This is a genomic window from Nocardia goodfellowii, from assembly GCF_017875645.1.
In the GTDB taxonomy this organism is placed as follows: Bacteria; Actinomycetota; Actinomycetes; order Mycobacteriales; family Mycobacteriaceae; genus Nocardia; species Nocardia goodfellowii.
Genome location: NZ_JAGGMR010000001.1, coordinates 3,437,731 through 3,452,956 on the forward strand (window position 1 = coordinate 3,437,731; position 15,226 = coordinate 3,452,956).

At 67.0% G+C, this 15,226-nt stretch carries 14 protein-coding genes; 9 read left to right on the forward strand and 5 right to left on the reverse strand.

The window, feature by feature from the left end:
- Positions 1-325: 325 nt before the first annotated feature.
- The 6 genes from BJ987_RS15610 to BJ987_RS15635 all read left to right on the forward strand — a co-directional run bounded on the left by BJ987_RS15610 (position 326) and on the right by BJ987_RS15635 (position 7,056).
- Positions 326-1,687 carry a DoxX family protein gene (locus tag BJ987_RS15610; RefSeq protein ID WP_307869624.1) on the forward strand — a complete coding sequence of 454 codons (1,362 nt, stop codon included), beginning with the start codon at positions 326-328 and terminating at the stop codon, positions 1,685-1,687.
- Positions 1,688-1,810: 123 nt separating this feature from the next.
- Entirely contained in the window at positions 1,811-3,118 is a 1,308-nt protein-coding gene (locus BJ987_RS15615) for a DoxX family protein (protein WP_307869625.1), read from the forward strand.
- 81 nt (positions 3,119-3,199) lie between these two features.
- Positions 3,200-4,459: a uroporphyrinogen-III C-methyltransferase gene (cobA, locus tag BJ987_RS15620; RefSeq protein WP_307869626.1), complete on the forward strand. Its 1,260-nt coding sequence runs from the start codon at positions 3,200-3,202 to the stop codon at positions 4,457-4,459.
- Positions 4,460-4,696: 237 nt separating this feature from the next.
- The gene (locus tag BJ987_RS15625; RefSeq protein ID WP_209890082.1) at positions 4,697-6,157 is read left to right on the forward strand and encodes an MFS transporter; all 1,461 of its coding nucleotides are present in this window, start codon (positions 4,697-4,699) and stop codon (positions 6,155-6,157) included.
- Positions 6,158-6,190: 33 nt separating this feature from the next.
- Positions 6,191-6,625 carry a helix-turn-helix transcriptional regulator gene (locus tag BJ987_RS15630; RefSeq protein ID WP_209890085.1) on the forward strand — a complete coding sequence of 145 codons (435 nt, stop codon included), beginning with the start codon at positions 6,191-6,193 and terminating at the stop codon, positions 6,623-6,625.
- Positions 6,626-6,645: 20 nt separating this feature from the next.
- Positions 6,646-7,056 carry a VOC family protein gene (locus tag BJ987_RS15635; RefSeq protein WP_209890088.1) on the forward strand — a complete coding sequence of 137 codons (411 nt, stop codon included), beginning with the start codon at positions 6,646-6,648 and terminating at the stop codon, positions 7,054-7,056.
- Here BJ987_RS15635 and BJ987_RS15640 read toward each other — a convergent pair.
- A complete protein-coding gene (locus BJ987_RS15640; protein WP_209890091.1) occupies positions 7,053-7,976 on the reverse strand; it encodes a LysR family transcriptional regulator in 924 nt (307 codons plus the stop codon). The two genes, BJ987_RS15635 and BJ987_RS15640, sit on opposite strands and share 4 nt — an antisense overlap.
- 135 nt (positions 7,977-8,111) lie before the next feature.
- Between BJ987_RS15640 and BJ987_RS15645 the strand changes: the two genes are divergently transcribed.
- Genes BJ987_RS15645 through BJ987_RS15655 form a run of 3 tightly spaced genes read left to right on the forward strand, consistent with a single transcriptional unit; the run spans position 8,112 to position 11,168 of the window.
- The gene (locus tag BJ987_RS15645; RefSeq protein WP_209890094.1) at positions 8,112-8,402 is read left to right on the forward strand and encodes a hypothetical protein; all 291 of its coding nucleotides are present in this window, start codon (positions 8,112-8,114) and stop codon (positions 8,400-8,402) included.
- Between the two features lie 55 nt (positions 8,403-8,457).
- Entirely contained in the window at positions 8,458-8,730 is a 273-nt protein-coding gene (locus BJ987_RS15650) for a hypothetical protein (protein ID WP_245365980.1), read from the forward strand.
- Positions 8,731-8,774: 44 nt separating this feature from the next.
- The gene (locus tag BJ987_RS15655) at positions 8,775-11,168 is read left to right on the forward strand and encodes an ATP-binding cassette domain-containing protein (RefSeq protein ID WP_209890096.1); all 2,394 of its coding nucleotides are present in this window, start codon (positions 8,775-8,777) and stop codon (positions 11,166-11,168) included.
- A gap of 88 nt (positions 11,169-11,256) precedes the next feature.
- Here BJ987_RS15655 and BJ987_RS15660 read toward each other — a convergent pair whose 3' ends face one another.
- The 4 genes from BJ987_RS15660 to BJ987_RS15675 all read right to left on the reverse strand — a co-directional run bounded on the left by BJ987_RS15660 (position 11,257) and on the right by BJ987_RS15675 (position 15,190).
- Positions 11,257-11,664, reverse strand: a complete 408-nt coding sequence (locus BJ987_RS15660) for a PPOX class F420-dependent oxidoreductase (protein ID WP_209890099.1) — start codon at positions 11,662-11,664, stop codon at positions 11,257-11,259.
- A gap of 40 nt (positions 11,665-11,704) precedes the next feature.
- On the reverse strand, positions 11,705-12,388 hold the full coding sequence (locus BJ987_RS15665; protein WP_209890102.1) for a cutinase family protein: 684 nt from the start codon (positions 12,386-12,388) through the stop codon (positions 11,705-11,707).
- A 90-nt stretch (positions 12,389-12,478) separates the two neighbouring features.
- A complete protein-coding gene (locus BJ987_RS15670) occupies positions 12,479-13,969 on the reverse strand; it encodes a CoA-acylating methylmalonate-semialdehyde dehydrogenase (protein WP_209890105.1) in 1,491 nt (496 codons plus the stop codon).
- 468 nt (positions 13,970-14,437) lie between these two features.
- Positions 14,438-15,190 (reverse strand): DUF7873 family protein, encoded by a 753-nt coding sequence (locus BJ987_RS15675; protein WP_209890108.1) that lies wholly within the window; start codon positions 15,188-15,190, stop codon positions 14,438-14,440.
- Positions 15,191-15,226 lie beyond the last annotated feature (36 nt).

A 15,226-nucleotide genomic window follows, 5' to 3' on the forward strand; every position in this document is an offset into this window, starting at 1 on the left:
TGTAACCCGCGTAGTGCAGCGCCGCAGCGAAATCCGGGTCCGCCGCGGAACAAGCCCACTGCGCGGGCGAGCCGGTCCACTGGACGGAATCGGTGGTTGACATATCCGGCCACGGCGCGTTCCCTTGCGTCCCGGTCGGTGCGGAGCGAGGCCGGTGGTAGCGCTGGCACCCCGGCGGCGGGTACGGCTGTCACCCCGGGGAGCTAGGGGTAGCACGTAGGCCGGAAGAAGTAGGGGAAGACCAGGGATTTCCTGGAGGCGGGCACCCGGCCGGGGCCGATAACTTCGCCTCACCAGATGTTGCCGGTGAGAGGGAGGTGGCCGCGTGGGCGCGGTGCTGATGGAACGGGACGACAGTGCGGAGGTCGGGGCGCCCGCACGCGCTCCGGGGGCGCCGTGGCATCCGCTGGCCCGCTTGGGGTTCCGGTTCTGTGTCGCCTATTTCGGCCTGTTCTGCGCGATCTTCGCGCAGATCCTGTTCGTCTTCGCCGGTATCGCGGTCTCCGTGCTGCCCGACGACGCGGTGCAGTGGCAGATGAAAAAGGTTGCCCCGCTGGCGGACTGGGTCGGCGAGCACGTCTTCGGGGTCGAGGCGCTGCTGTACGAGAGCGGCAGCGGCGACCAGACGGTGATCTGGGTGATGGTCTTCTGCATGCTGGTGCTCGCCGCGGTGATCACCGCGGTCTGGACGCTGCTGGACCGGCGGCGCACGGAATACCGCACGCTGGGCACCTGGTTCGTGACTTTCATCCGGCTGTGCGTGGCGGGACAGCTGCTGTGGTACGGCTGGGCGAAACTCGTGCCCAATCAGATGTCGTATCCCACGCTGACCACGCTGTTGCAGCCGTACGGCAACCTGACCAAGATCGATGTGCTGTGGAACCAGGTCGGCGTTTCGCCGGTCTACCAAATGCTGCTGGGTGCCGCCGAGGTGCTGGCGGGATTGCTGCTGTTCCTGCCGCGCACCGCGACGCTGGGCGGGATGATCGGCCTGGTCAGCATGCTGCAGGTCTTCCTGCTGAACATGACCTACGACGTGCCCGTGAAGATCCTGTCGTTCCACCTGGTGCTGATGTCGTTGATCGTGCTCGCGCCGCAAACCCGGCGGATCCTGAACTTCCTTGTGCTGCAGCGTGTTACCGAGCCCGCGACGCAACGCCCGTTGTTCGGCAGCCGCCGGGCGAACCGGATCGCCGCCGCCTTCCAGGTGGTCCTCGGGCTGTGGGTGACGACGGCCTGCCTGTACGACGCGCACCGGGCTTGGTACGAATGGGGCTACGGCGCACCGAAACCCGAGCTGTACGGAATCTGGAACGTCACCGAGTTCACCCGCGACGGCCAGCCACTGCCGCCGCTGACCACCGACGAGAACCGCTGGCAGCGACTGGTCGTCGATCGGGGCTTCATCACCCGTCAGGAAATGGACGGCACCCTGGTCAAGTCCATGGGTGAGGTGGATGGGGCGGCCCGCACCATCACCCTGGCCGCACCGGCCCAGTCGCCCGACGCCGCGCCCGCTCCGTTCGCCGAACTCACCTTCGACCGGACCGCGCCCGATCGGCTGACCTTGCAGGGCACCGTCGACGGCCACCCGGTCACCATCACCCTCCAGCAGCAGGATATCGACGGCTTCCGCCTGCGCGGTCCCGGTTTCCACTGGGTCCAGAACACGCCGTCGTTCAGCTGATCGATCCGAGCCCGTCGCCTGGACGCTGTCTGTCCGGTGCGGCGGGCCGCTCCGCATGGCTCCAGCGCCTGAGCGCGGCTAGTTTTGCTGCGCGGCAGGTGTTCGGAGAAGTGAGGTGGTCGTGTGGGTCCGGTCGGCGTTGCGGCGCGCGAGGGGGAGACCGTTCCCATCGACTCCGGCGGACCCGCACCGTGGCATCCACTGGTGCGGCTCGGGTTCCGGTTCTGTTTTGTCTATTTCCTGCTCTTCGGCCTGGTCTTCACGCAGATCCTGTTCCTGTTCGCGGGGTCTGTCACCGACTTCCTGTCCGAGGAATCGGTGCTGTGGCAGCTCCCTTGGCTGACGGCGGGCCCGAAGTGGGTGGGCCGGAACGTCTTCGGCGTGGATGTGTCGCTGCGGATGAGTCAGAGCGGTGATCAGGCCTATATCTGGGTGCTGGTCTGCTGTCTGCTGGTGCTCGCCGCGGCTTTCGCCCTCGCCTGGACCCTGTTCGCTCGCCGCACCGAATACGCCGGGCTCGGCGCGTGGTTCGTGTTCGGGGCCCGAATCTGCCTGGGCACGCAGCTGCTCTGGTACGGGATCGCGAAACTCGTCCCGAACCAGATGCCGTACCCGCCGCTGACCACGCTGCTGGAGCCGTTCGGCGACTTCACCAGGATGGAGGTGCTGTGGAATCAGATCGGGATCGCACCGGCCTATCAGATGCTGCTCGGCGCGGCCGAAGTGCTCGCCGCCGTGCTGCTTCTGGTGTCCCGCACCGCGACGCTGGGCGGTGTGCTGGCGCTGATGTCACTGGCTCAGGTGTTCGTGCTGAACCTGACCTACGACGTGCCGGTGAAGCTGTTCTCGTTGCATCTGCTGCTGCTGGCCGTGGTGGTGCTGACGCCGCAGGCTCGCACACTGGCGAATATCTTTGTGCTGCAACGTCCTTCCGGTCCCGCCGGGCAGCCGCCACTGTCCGGCCGCGTTGTCAAGGCGCTGCCGCTGGTTCTCGGTCTGCTGGCGAGCACCACCTGTGTCCGCGACGCGTGGCAGTGCTGGCACGAATGGGGTTACGGCGCAACGAAGCCGGAGCTGTACGGGATCTGGGATGTCACGGAATTCAGCGTGCACGGACGCGCCTTGCCGCCGTTGACCACGGACGAAATCCGTTGGCAGCGGCTGATAGTCGATATCTCCGGCTTGGCATATCAACGCATGAACGACACGCTGGTGCCTGTGCGGGGTGCGGTGGACGCCGGTCAGGGTGTCATCGAAGTGACCGGGGTCGCCGCCTTCGCCTATCACCGACCGGCTCCCGAGCAACTGGTTCTGCGGGGAGACCTGGACGGCCAACCAGTCACTGTGTCACTGATCCGGCACGACCTGGCGGATTTCCGCGTCCGCGGCCCCGGGTTCCATTGGATACAGGAATCCCTGCCGCGCGATTGATCCCGGCTCGCGGGTGTGTTCAGGCACACGTCGGGGCTGCCGCGCAAGAGCGGGTGGCTGGGTCCCGTAGGCTCGAACCTTGTGTCGAACACGTCAGCCAACACCGATGAGCATGCGGAAACCACCCTGGACGGGGATCCGAACTACCTGGTCGGCCTCGATCTGAACGGTCGGCGCGTGGTGGTCGTCGGCGGTGGCTCGGTGGCGCAGCGCCGTCTCGGCCTGCTGATCGCCTCCGGCGCCGACGTGCACGTCATCAGCCGCACCGTCACCCCCGCCGTCGAGGGCATGGTTACCTCCGGGCAGATCACCGTCACCCTGCGCGCCTACGAAGACGGCGATCTCGACGGGGCCTGGTACGCCATCGCCTGCACCGACGAACCGGACACCAACGCCGCCATCGTCGCCGAAGCCACCAGCCGCCGCGTCTTCTGCGTGCGCGCCGACACCGCCCGCCTCGGCACCGCCGTCACCCCCGCCACCGCCCGCTACGACGGCCTCAGCCTCGGCGTGCTGGCCGGCGGTCAGCACCGCCGCTCCGCCGCGATCCGGAACGCGCTGCTGGAGGCGCTGCAATCCGGTGTGGTGACCGATGATTCGGCTCCCGTCGCCGCGGGCGTCGCCCTCGTCGGCGGCGGCCCCGGCGACCCCGACCTGATCACCGTCCGCGGCCGCCGCCTGCTGGCCCGCGCCGACCTCGTCGTCGCCGACCGCCTGGCCCCGCCGGAACTGCTCGCCGAACTCGGACCCGACGTCGAAGTCGTCGACGCCGCGAAGATTCCGTACGGCCGCGCCATGGCGCAGGAAGCCATCAATGCCGCCCTGATCGAGGGCGCGAAGGCCGGCAAGTTCGTCGTCCGCTTGAAGGGCGGCGACCCCTATGTCTTCGGCCGCGGCTTCGAAGAACTCGAGGCCTGCGTCGAAGCGGGCATCCCGGTCACGGTCGTGCCGGGCATCACCAGCCCCATCTCGGTCCCCGCGGCCGCCGGTATCCCGGTCACCCATCGCGGCGTCACCCACGAATTCGTCGTAGTCAGCGGCCACGTCGCCCCGGACCACCCGGATTCCCTGGTGGACTGGCCCGCCCTGGCCCGCCTGCGCGGCACCCTCGTCCTGATGATGGCCGTCGAGCGGATCGACAAATTCGCCACCGTGCTCCTGGCAGGCGGCCGCCCCGCCGACACCCCGGCCACGGTCATCCAGGAGGGCACCCTCCGCACCCAGCGCGTCCTGCGCGCCGACCTCTCCACCGTCGCCGCCCGAGTCCGCGACGAGGGCATCCGCCCCCCAGCCATCGTCGTCATCGGCCCCACCGCGGGCTTCTCCGCCGACCAGAACTGACATCCGCCGCGTTGAGCGCTGTTGTCGTCTCCCTGCCGTGGTCACCCACAGCAAACGGAAGTGCGCGCTCGCCGGTTGACCTCGTGACCGTTCTCGGCCTGCCCCTAGAGTCCCTGCGGCGGCGTTGATCCCCCGGTCGGCAGGCGCTGCCGCGCCGCTCGTTCGCCCTCTGGGGGCTGGCGATCGGGGGCAGGTCCACTACAGTGGCTTCCTGTGCTTCAGAATCCCGCTGCGCCTATGCAGTATCCAGTGAAGGAGCGGGCTTTCGGGCTCGCCATTCTCGTACTCAGTGGGATGCAGTTGATGACCGTGCTCGACGGCACGGTGACGATCTTGGTGGTGCCGCGGCTGCAGGCCGATTTCGGGATGTCCGCGTCCAGTGCGAACTGGGTGATCACCGCGTACGCGCTCACCTATGCCGGGCTGATGCTGCTGGGCGGGCGGGTCGGTGACGCGTTCGGGCGCAAGCGGATGTTCCTGGTGGGTGTGGGATTGTTCGCGTTCGCGTCGCTGCTGTGCGGTCTCGCGATCAACGGCGGGATGCTGATCGGCGCGCGGGCGTTGCAGGGTGTGGGCGCGGCCTTCGCCTCGCCGACCGCGATGGCCTTGGTGGTCACGACGTTCGCGCCGGGCAAGGCCCGTAATCAGGCGATCGCGATCTTCGGTTCGATGGTCGGCGTCGGTTCCGTCGCCGGGCTGGTGGTCGGCGGTGCGCTGGCCGACGTGTGGTGGCGGGGCATCTTCCTGATCAATGTGCCGATCGGCCTGCTGGTCATGGTCGGTGCGATGAGATGCCTGAAGGACACCGAGCACCATCGGCTCACCCTCGACGTGCGCGGCGCGGTCCTGGCCACCATCGGTGTGTCGGCTCTGGTGTTCGGCGGTATGGAGGGCCCCGTGCTCGGCTGGACGCATCCGGCCATCCTCGGTTCGCTGCTGGGCGGTGCGGTCCTGCTGGTCGCGTTCGTCGTCGCCGAGGGCACCGTGGACAACCCGCTGCTGCCGTGGTCGCTGTTCGGCAGCCGGGATCGGGTGGCGACGTTCGTGGCGGTGCTGCTGGCCGCCGGCGTGATGGGCGGCATCTCCATCTACGGCGCGCAATACGTGCAGAATGTGCTGGGCTACACCGCTTTACAGTCCGGTCTGATCTTCATCCCGTTCACCATCGGCATGGGCATCGGTGGTGGGCTGTCCTCGAAGCTGGCCGTCCGGGTCGCACCGCGGTGGGTGATCGCGCTCGGCGCGGGTCTCGCGGCCGCGGCCCTGCTGTTCGGCTCGACGCTGGACCGGTCCGCCCACCTGCCGACGCTGCTGGTGCTGTTCCTGGTGATCGGCACCGGTGTGGGCGTGGTGCTGGTGATCGTCCCGCTGTGCCTGATCGTCGGCGTCGAGGTGACCGAGGTCGGTCCGCTCAGCGCGGTGGGTCAGATGCTGATGGCTTTCGGTCCGGCGTTGGCTCTGGGTTTCCTCGGTCCGGTCGTGGTGTCGCGCAGCCTGGCGATGGGCGGCAGCGACACCGTCAAACCCAGCGACATGAACACCACCCAGCTGGACGCGCTGAGCAGCGGTTACACCCTCGCGCTGTTCCTCTGCGGCGTGGGTGTGCTGCTGACTCTGCTGATCGCGCTCACCATCCGCTATTCCGCGGCTCAGGTCGCCCAGGCGCAGCACGCCCAGGAAGAAGCTCAGCAGTCCTGACAAAACCCGCTCCGACATGGGAAGATCGCGTAGGTGACGAGCAAGCCGACCCCGGCGGAACGCCTCAGCGACCTCACGCGCCTGCGCCGGGTCCGCGACCGCATCGACCGGGAGTATGCCCAGCCGCTCGATGTGGAGGCGCTCGCCCGCGACGCGCATATGTCGGCGGGGCATCTCAGCCGCCAGTTCAAGCTCGCCTACGGCGAATCGCCCTACTCCTATCTGATGACCCGCCGGATCGAGCGCGCCATGACGCTGCTGCGCCGCGGTGACCTGAGCGTCACCGAGGTGTGTTTCGAGGTCGGCTGTTCGTCGCTGGGCACCTTCAGCACGCGGTTCGCCGAGCTCGTCGGCATGCCGCCCAGTGCGTACCGGGAGCAGGAGGCGATGGCCACCGAGGGCATGCCCTCGTGCGTGGCGAAACAGGTGACCCGACCGATCAGGAATAAAGAAGCGCGGGCTACCTAGCCGCAATTAGCCTGATCAGCATGGAAATCGCCATTTATCAGAGCTATCTCCCGCAGACCGATCCGGATGCCGCGCTGGCCTTCTACCGTGACACCCTCGGTTTCGAACTGCGCAACGACGTCGGCTACAACGGCATGCGCTGGCTGACCGTGGGCCCGCCGGGACAACCCGAGATCGGCATCGTCCTCTACCCGCCGGGGGCCGACCCGGGCATCACCGACGAGGAGCGCCGCGTCATCACCGAGATGATGGCCAAGGGCACCTACGCCAGCATCAACCTGGGCGCCAAGGATCTCGACGGTGTCTTCGAGAAGCTGCGGGCCGGTGGCGCCGAGGTGGTGCAGGAGCCGACCGATCAGCCCTACGGGGTGCGCGACTGCGCCTTCCGCGACCCCTCGGGCAATATGATCCGCATCAAACAGGCGAGTTAGCTCACGGACCGGAGCCGCTGCAGGGTGGGTTGATCGAGATCCAGCTCGAGTTCGATCGGCCCGAGTTCACCCGCGATCCGCTCGAACTCCTCGGCCCAGCGGCTGACCTGACCGGCGCGATGTACGAGACCCCAACTCAGCGTGGGCTTTTCGTCGATCGGCAGGTATACGGCCTCGCCCCGGTCGTAGTACTTGATGCCCTGCCCGCAGGCGAAGGCCACCGCGTCACCGGTACTGACGGCGAACAGGATTTCCTCACGGGTGGGCGGTGGTGCCTCGGATTCGCGTGGCGGCAGCGGGGAGAAGGACTTCTCCCAGTAGTCCGGCAACGGCAACCCGGAAGGCAAGATCTCGTACTCGGCGATCTCGGCCAGCGACACCGAGGTGCGCCCGGCCAGCTCGTGCCCGTGCCGGACCACCAGCACGATGGGCTCGGTGAAGGCCGGCGGTCCGACCCGCAGATCGGGTTCGAGCACGGGCAGGGCCACCAGGGCGAGGTCGACGTCGCCGCCGCGGATCAGGGCGAACGGGTCGTCGATGCGCACCTCGCGCATACGCAATCGCACCTGGGGACAACGGGTTCGGAACAGTGCGGTGATCGGCGCGAGGTCTTGCCACATCGGACCGAGCACACCCAGCGTCAGCGTTTCGGGGCCGCCGCGAGCAGCGCTCGCCGCCGATTCGACACCGTCGAGAATGCGGCGATAACCGGCCTGCAAGTCGTCGCGTAACTGCTCGCCGAGCGGGGTCAAGGTGACTTTGCGGCTGGTTCGCTCGAACAGCGGCGCGCCGATGCGGCGTTCCTGTTTGGCGATGGTCTGACTGACCCGCGGCGTCGAGATGTGCAACCTCTCCGCGGTCCGGCCGAAATGCAATTCCTCGGCCAGGGTCAGAAAGATCTCGATGTCACGCAACTCCATCCCGCAATGGTCCGCGATCGTTAACCCCCGGCGCAACTGTCGTTTCGTGATTGCTCATTGTTCGCCCCCTTGCCGAACGGAAAACTGAGAGTCGTAAGGGAAACGACGGGAGCATGACGATGAGAGGTCAGGACCATGGCAGTCGTTCGGACTCACCGATACACCGTGGTGACCGGGAAGCTGGCGCAGTTGCTCGAACAGCGCACGCGATTGATCCGCGGCCTGCGGTCGGCGAATCCCGCGTTCACCGCTGCCACCCTGATTCGCCAGGAGGACGGGTCCTATCTCGACATCTGGCGTTGGGAATCGGCCGAGGCGCGACGCGGCGCCAGGGCTGAAGCCCTCGGATTTCCTTTGACCGCGGCGACCGCGGCCCTCACCACCGACCACAGCGTCGTGGACGGCGAGGTGCTCGTCGAACGATGAGGTTTGGCGCGCACCACTCGAACAATTCGCCCCACTCAGCACATCGGAGCAGACAATGACCACGCAGCCGGCTCACCGCGCGCTGAGCGAAAAGGAGAACATCATGTCCTACAGCAAGAACAACCGGAAACTGCACCGCGCGATGTCGGTCACCTTCACCGCGACCGTGCTGCTCTGCTTCATCGCCGTCCCCTTCGGCGCGCTGGAAGCCGCGCCGTGGATCTTCTACCTGCCGCTGCCGCCGCTGTTCGTGCTGATGGGCACCGGCCTCTACATGTACGTCCAGCCCTACCGGGCCAAGCGCCGCGTCCCCGCCGGCCAACCCTGATCAGGCAAGATCGAACAACCACCCCGCAGCAGATGGAGACCCCGATGACCACCGCCGCCGACAGCCACGATCTGATCCGCGTACACGGTGCGCGCGTCAACAACCTCAAAGACGTCAGTATCGAGCTGCCCAAGCGCCGGTTGACCGTATTCACCGGTGTCTCCGGCTCGGGCAAGAGTTCGCTGGTGTTCGACACCATCGCCGCGGAGTCGCAGCGGCTGATCAACGAGACCTACAGCACCTTCGTGCAGGGTTTCATGCCGACGCTGGCCCGCCCGGACGTCGACGTGCTCGACGGTCTCACCACCGCGATCAGCGTCGACCAGCAGCGGATCGGCTCGGATCCGCGCTCGACGGTCGGCACCGCCACCGACGCCAACGCCATGCTGCGCATTCTGTTCAGCCGGCTCGGCAAGCCGCATATCGGTTCGCCGCAGGCGTTTTCGTTCAATGTCGCCTCGATCAGCGGCGCGGGCGCGGTCACCGTGGAGAAGGGTGGCCAGCAGGTCAAGGAGCGCCGCAGCTTCAGCATCACCGGCGGCATGTGCCTGCGCTGCGAGGGGCGCGGCGTGATCAACGACATCGATCTGACCCAGATCTACGACGAGAACAAGTCGCTGAACGAGGGCGCGCTCACTGTTCCGGGTTACAGCATGGACGGCTGGTTCGGCCGGATCTTCAGCGGCTCCGGCTTCTTCGACATGGACAAGCCGATCAAGAAGTTCACCAAGAAGCAGCTCAACGATCTGCTGCACAAGGAGCCGACCAAGATCAAGGTCGACGGCATCAACCTGACCTACGAGGGCGTCATCCCGAAGATGCGCAAGTCGATGCTGTCCAAGGACGTGGACTCGTTGCAACCGCATATCCGCGCTTTCGTCGAGCGTGCGGTCACCTTCGGCACCTGTCCCGACTGCGGCGGCACCCGGCTCACCGAGGCGGCGCGCTCGTCGAAGATCAAGAAGCTCAGCATCGCCGACGCCTGCGCCATGCAGATCAGCGACCTGGCCGAGTGGGTTCGCGGCTTGAACGAACCGTCGGTGGCGCCGCTGCTGGACAAGCTCGCGCACACCCTGGACTCGTTCGTCGAGATCGGTCTCGGCTATCTGTCGCTGGATCGCCCGGCGGGCACGCTGTCCGGCGGAGAAGCGCAGCGCGTCAAGATGATTCGCCATCTCGGGTCCGCGCTCACCGATGTCACCTACGTCTTCGACGAGCCGACGGTCGGTCTGCATCCGCATGACATCCAGCGCATGAACAACCTGCTGCTGCAATTGCGGGACAAGGGCAACACGGTGCTGGTGGTGGAGCACAAGCCGGAGGCGATCGCGATCGCCGATCACGTGGTGGACATCGGTCCGGGTGCCGGCACGGCCGGTGGTTCGGTCTGCTACGAGGGCACCGTCGAGGGGCTGCGCGCCAGCGGCACCGTCACCGGCAAGCACCTGGATGACCGTGCCACGCTGAAAGATTCGGTGCGTGAGCCCACCGGTAAGTTGCCCATCCGCGGCGCGAACAGCCATAACCTGCAGGACGTCGATGTCGACATTCCGCTGGGCGTGCTGTGTGTCGTCACCGGCGTGGCGGGGTCGGGCAAGAGTTCGCTGATCCACGGTTCGATCCCGGCGGCGGAAGGCGTGGTGGCCGTCGACCAGACGCCCATCCGCGGTTCCCGTCGCAGCAACCCGGCGACCTACACCGGTCTGCTGGAACCGATTCGCAAGGCCTTCGCCAAGGCCAACGGCGTGAAACCCGCACTGTTCAGCGCCAATTCGGCGGGCGCCTGCCCGAACTGCAACGGCGCCGGTGTCATCTACACCGATCTCGGGATCATGGCGGGCATGGAAACGGTCTGCGAGGTGTGCGACGGTAAGCGGTTCCTGGCGGAAGTGCTGGACTACAAGCTCGGCGGCCGGGACATCAGCGAGGTGCTGGCCATGCCGGTCTCCGAGGCGGAGCGGTTCTTCCGCGCGGGCGAGGCGAAACTGCCTGCGGCACATGTGATCCTGGAACGCCTGGTCGATGTCGGACTCGGTTACCTGACCATCGGCCAGCCGCTCACCACGCTGTCCGGGGGCGAGCGGCAACGGCTGAAGCTGGCCACCCACATGGGCGACAAAGGCGGGGTCTACGTCCTCGACGAGCCGACCACCGGCCTGCACCTCGCCGACGTCGAGAACCTGCTCGCGCTGCTGGACCGGCTGGTCGAATCCGGTAAGTCGGTCATCGTGATCGAACATCATCAGGCGGTCATGGCGCACGCGGACTGGATCATCGACCTCGGTCCCGGTGCGGGTCACGACGGCGGCAAGATCGTCTTCGAGGGCACGCCCGCGGAATTGATCGCCGACCGGTCCACCCTCACCGGTCAGCACCTCGCGGAATACGTCGGAGCGCCCGCCAAGAGCACGCGGAAGAAGGCCGCCGCGAAGCGGTAGGCGCAGCGTCACCAGGGGTCGCTCGCCACGGAGCGACCCCTTCGGCGATGTACGCGAGCGGGCCGTGGTTCTCGGCCCGCATAACTGGTTACAGGCGGCCGACGACCTTTGTCGGCGTGACCCGCACGACGATGCGCGCGCCGTCGTGCACCGAGGCCGGGTTGAATTCGGCGTAGGGGAGTCCGGTGTACTTGCGCGACAGCTTGTCCGGCAGCGACCGGTCCGGGTCGTCGGTGACGGTGACCGAGCCCCGCACCTCCGCGTAGACGTACGGATTCTCCGGCGGGTTGATCATCAGGGTGACGCGCGGATCCCGGGCGATGTTCTTGGCGTGCCTTCGCTCCACGGTGGTGGAGAACAGGATGTCGTCGCCGTCGCGGTCGACCCAGATCACGCTCAGATGCGGTTGCCCATCCGGGTTGATGGTCGCCGCGGTGGCGAACACCTTCGACTCATCGAGGTACTTCTTCAGTTCGGGTGAGAGCTCAGCCGTCATGACCTGGTGGAACACCGGGTCGGCCGGCGGATATTCCCGCTCAGAGCCGGGCGACCACGAACCGCGCGGCTTCGGGCATGAAGTGCTGGTAGTTGGTGTGCGCTTCGAAATCCGTCCCCGGGGCGGTCATTCCATTGCAGACGGGGTCGCCGGGCGCGCAGTAGTCGTGGAAGCGAGCGGTATACGGCTCGGGCACAGCCTGGTCCCGGGTGCGCAGCGGGCTGCCGAAGAACAGCACGGCGCTGATTCGTGCGCTGAGTTCGGCGGGAATGGTGACGGCGACGGGTCCGCCGACCGTGGCCGAGCTGCTGTCCATGCCGATGGAATTGCCGACCACGTTGGCGCCCTGGGAGTAGCCCGCCAGCACGAATACCTGATCCGGACAGGCCGCGGCCTGGGTCCGAAGGTGGGCGACCAGGTCCTGATTGCCGATCGGCACGCCGCGGGCACCGATCAGGTCGGCCGGGTAGGCCACGTTGTACTGGCTCCAGCTGCGCTCGGGGGCCGCCTCGCGCAGGGCCGCGTAGAGCGGTTCGCCGACGTTGTAGTCGGGAATCGCATCCGGAGCGGCGAAGAACAGTCCGTCGTCGAAGTCGGTGCCACGGGCCATGATCAGCTGCGCGTCGGTGCAGCCCGGATCCGCCGACGCGGTCGCCGCGAGCGATACCGGGCTGAGGAGGGCGGCTGCGAGCACTCCCGCGGACAACAACTGACGTCGCGACATGGCGTTCCTTCGTGCGGTTCGATATGAAAACCGAACGTTACGCTGTATTCGCCCCTGGCGGAACAGCGCCTCCCACCAGGCGGGTGCCGCTCACTTGTTCTGCGGAAAGCCGAGTTCCAGGCCGCCGTGGCTGGGGTCGAGCCAGCGCGTGGTGACCGCCTTACCGCGGGTGAAGAAGTGGACCGCGTCGGTGCCGTGCGCGTGCGAGTCTCCGAAGAGCGAGTTCTTCCAGCCACCGAAACTGTAGTAGGCCATGGGAACCGGGATCGGCACGTTGATGCCGACCATGCCGACCTCGACCTCGTAGTGGAAGCGGCGGGCGGCGCCGCCGTCGTTGGTGAAGATGGCGGTGCCGTTGCCATAGGGGTTGGCGTTGATGAGGGCGAGCGCGTCGTCGTAGGTGCCGACCCGCACGACCGACAGCACCGGGCCGAAGATCTCATCGGTGTAGACGCTCATCTCCGGCTCGACGTGATCGAGAATCGTTGGGCCCAGCCAGAATCCGGCCGCGGCACCGTCGGCCTCGATACTCCGGCCGTCGAGCGCGACGGTGGCTCCCGCGGTCTCGCCGGCCTCGATGTACCGCGCCACGCGGTCACGATGCTCGCGGGTGACCAGCGGCCCCATGTCGACGCTGCGGGTGCCGTCACCGGTCTTGATGGTCGCGGCCCGCTGGGTGATCTTCCCGACCAGCTCGTCGCCGACCGGATCGACCGCCAGCACCACGCTGATCGCCATGCAGCGCTCACCCGCGGACCCGAACCCGGCGTTCACCGCGGCGTCGGCGGCCAGATCCAGATCGGCGTCCGGCAGCACCACCATATGGTTCTTCGCGCCGCCGAGCGCCTGCACCCGCTTGCCGTTCGAGGTGCCGCGCTGGTACACATACCGCGCGATCGGCGTGGACCCGACGAACGACACCGCCTTGATCGCCGGATTGTCGAGCAGCTCGTCCACGGCGTCCTTGTCGCCCTGCAATACGTTGAAAACCCCGGCGGGCAAACCCGCTTCGGCCCACAGCTCGGCCAGCCACAGCGACGACGACGGGTCTTTCTCGCTCGGCTTCAACACCACGGTGTTGCCCGCGGCGATCGCCACCGGGAAGAACCACATCGGCACCATCGCCGGGAAATTGAACGGCGAGATCACCGCCACCGGGCCCAGCGGCTGCCGGACGGAGAAGATGTCGACCTTCGTCGACGCGTTCTCCGTGTACCCGCCCTTGAGCAAATGCGGTACCCCGCAAGCGAATTCGACGACCTCCAGGCCCCGGCTGACCTCGCCCATCGCATCGGCGTGCACCTTGCCGTGCTCGGCGGTGATCAGCGCCGCCAACTCTTCCTTGCGGTCGTTCAGCAGTTCCCGGAACCGGAACATGATCTGCGTCCGGTGGGCCAGCGAGGTATCCCGCCACTCCGCGAAAGCCGCTGCGGCCGAGGCGATCACGGCTTGCGCGTCGGCCTGGTTCGCCAGCGCCACCTGACCGGTGACCGCCCCGGTCGCCGGATTCGTCACCGGCGCGGTCCGCGCACTCGTCCCACCGAATGCCTTACCGTCGAGCCAGTGCGCGATTGTCTGCATGATCGTCCTCGATTCGGTCGGTGCGTCCGGGCATTGCGCCTCAATCCTGCCCGCGCACCTGGGCGCCCGCACCGGAAATGGGGAGACCCCAAGGGTCTTGCCTTCCCTTGGGGTCCTGTATGCCACCCAATTCGCACAACCGGATCGGTGGGATCGGATCACACTCACCGCGACGCGTCCTACGTTTGGACCATCTCCCATCGATAAATGGCTGGGAGAGCCGGGGTTGAACCGGCACCTCGTCGCTCCGCGTCCTTTCCTCGTGATCGGTGTTCGGTGGCGAATACTCAAGCTGGAGCGAGAATCTGAACTTTACGCACGGCTTGATCGACCGCCGGGGTTCCCGGGCGAGAACCGGGTCCCGTCTGGTCACCGTGTCATTCAGTCTGAACTTCAGTTTGAGTTTCGCGCCTTTTCGGCGCACCCCCGCGCTCCAGCGGGGGAGTTCTCCGGCTCAGCGACGGCGCGTCAACGCTCGCCCACGTGCGCAGTGCGGAACAGATAATCGAAGATCACCTTGCCGGTCTTCTGATCGGTGACCTCGCTGCCGTTGGCCTCTTCGCGCGCGAACTTCACCGCCTGCTGCAACTTCTCGATCCGCGCGGTGAGCTCGTTGATGCGCCGCGCGGGCAGCGCGCCGCTGAACTTCACCGTGGTCCAGTAGCCGACGGCGATGTCCTCGTAGTACACCTCCACCTGCGCCGGGTGCTTCTCGGTCGCCTCGGCCTTGACGTGGTTGCGCGGCACCTTCTTGGTCCGGATGGTGCGGACCGGGTCGGTGCGCCAGGTGTCGGTGGAATCGTCGAACGACCACGCCTCGGCCGCGTCGAGCACCGGCAGCCGCTTCACGAAGGTCTGCAGATCGGCCAGCTGCTTCTCCAGGAACAGCAGGTAGGACACCGGGACATCGGTCAGCAGCGTCTCGCCGTCGACCGTGATGTCGGCCTTGGCCGCGCAGTTCGCCCAATCCTTGGTGGCGGTCACGTCGAACAGCCGGGTCAGCGTGCTCGCGGTTTGCCGCAGCACTTCCTCCGATTTCACCTGCACCCGAGTCGACTCCGGCGGAAGCTGCTCGCCCTCCTCGTCCTTGGGCTGGTAGGCGCGCGTGATACCGGCCAGCAAACCCGGCTTGTTCAGCAGGTTCTGCTTCTCCGCCAGCTCCCGCAGCGAGGAGCTCTTCACGCCCTTCTCCACGGCGATGATCTGATTCAGCTTTGTCATCTCCACCTCCCCGCAACGCCCACGCGCCGCTCGCAA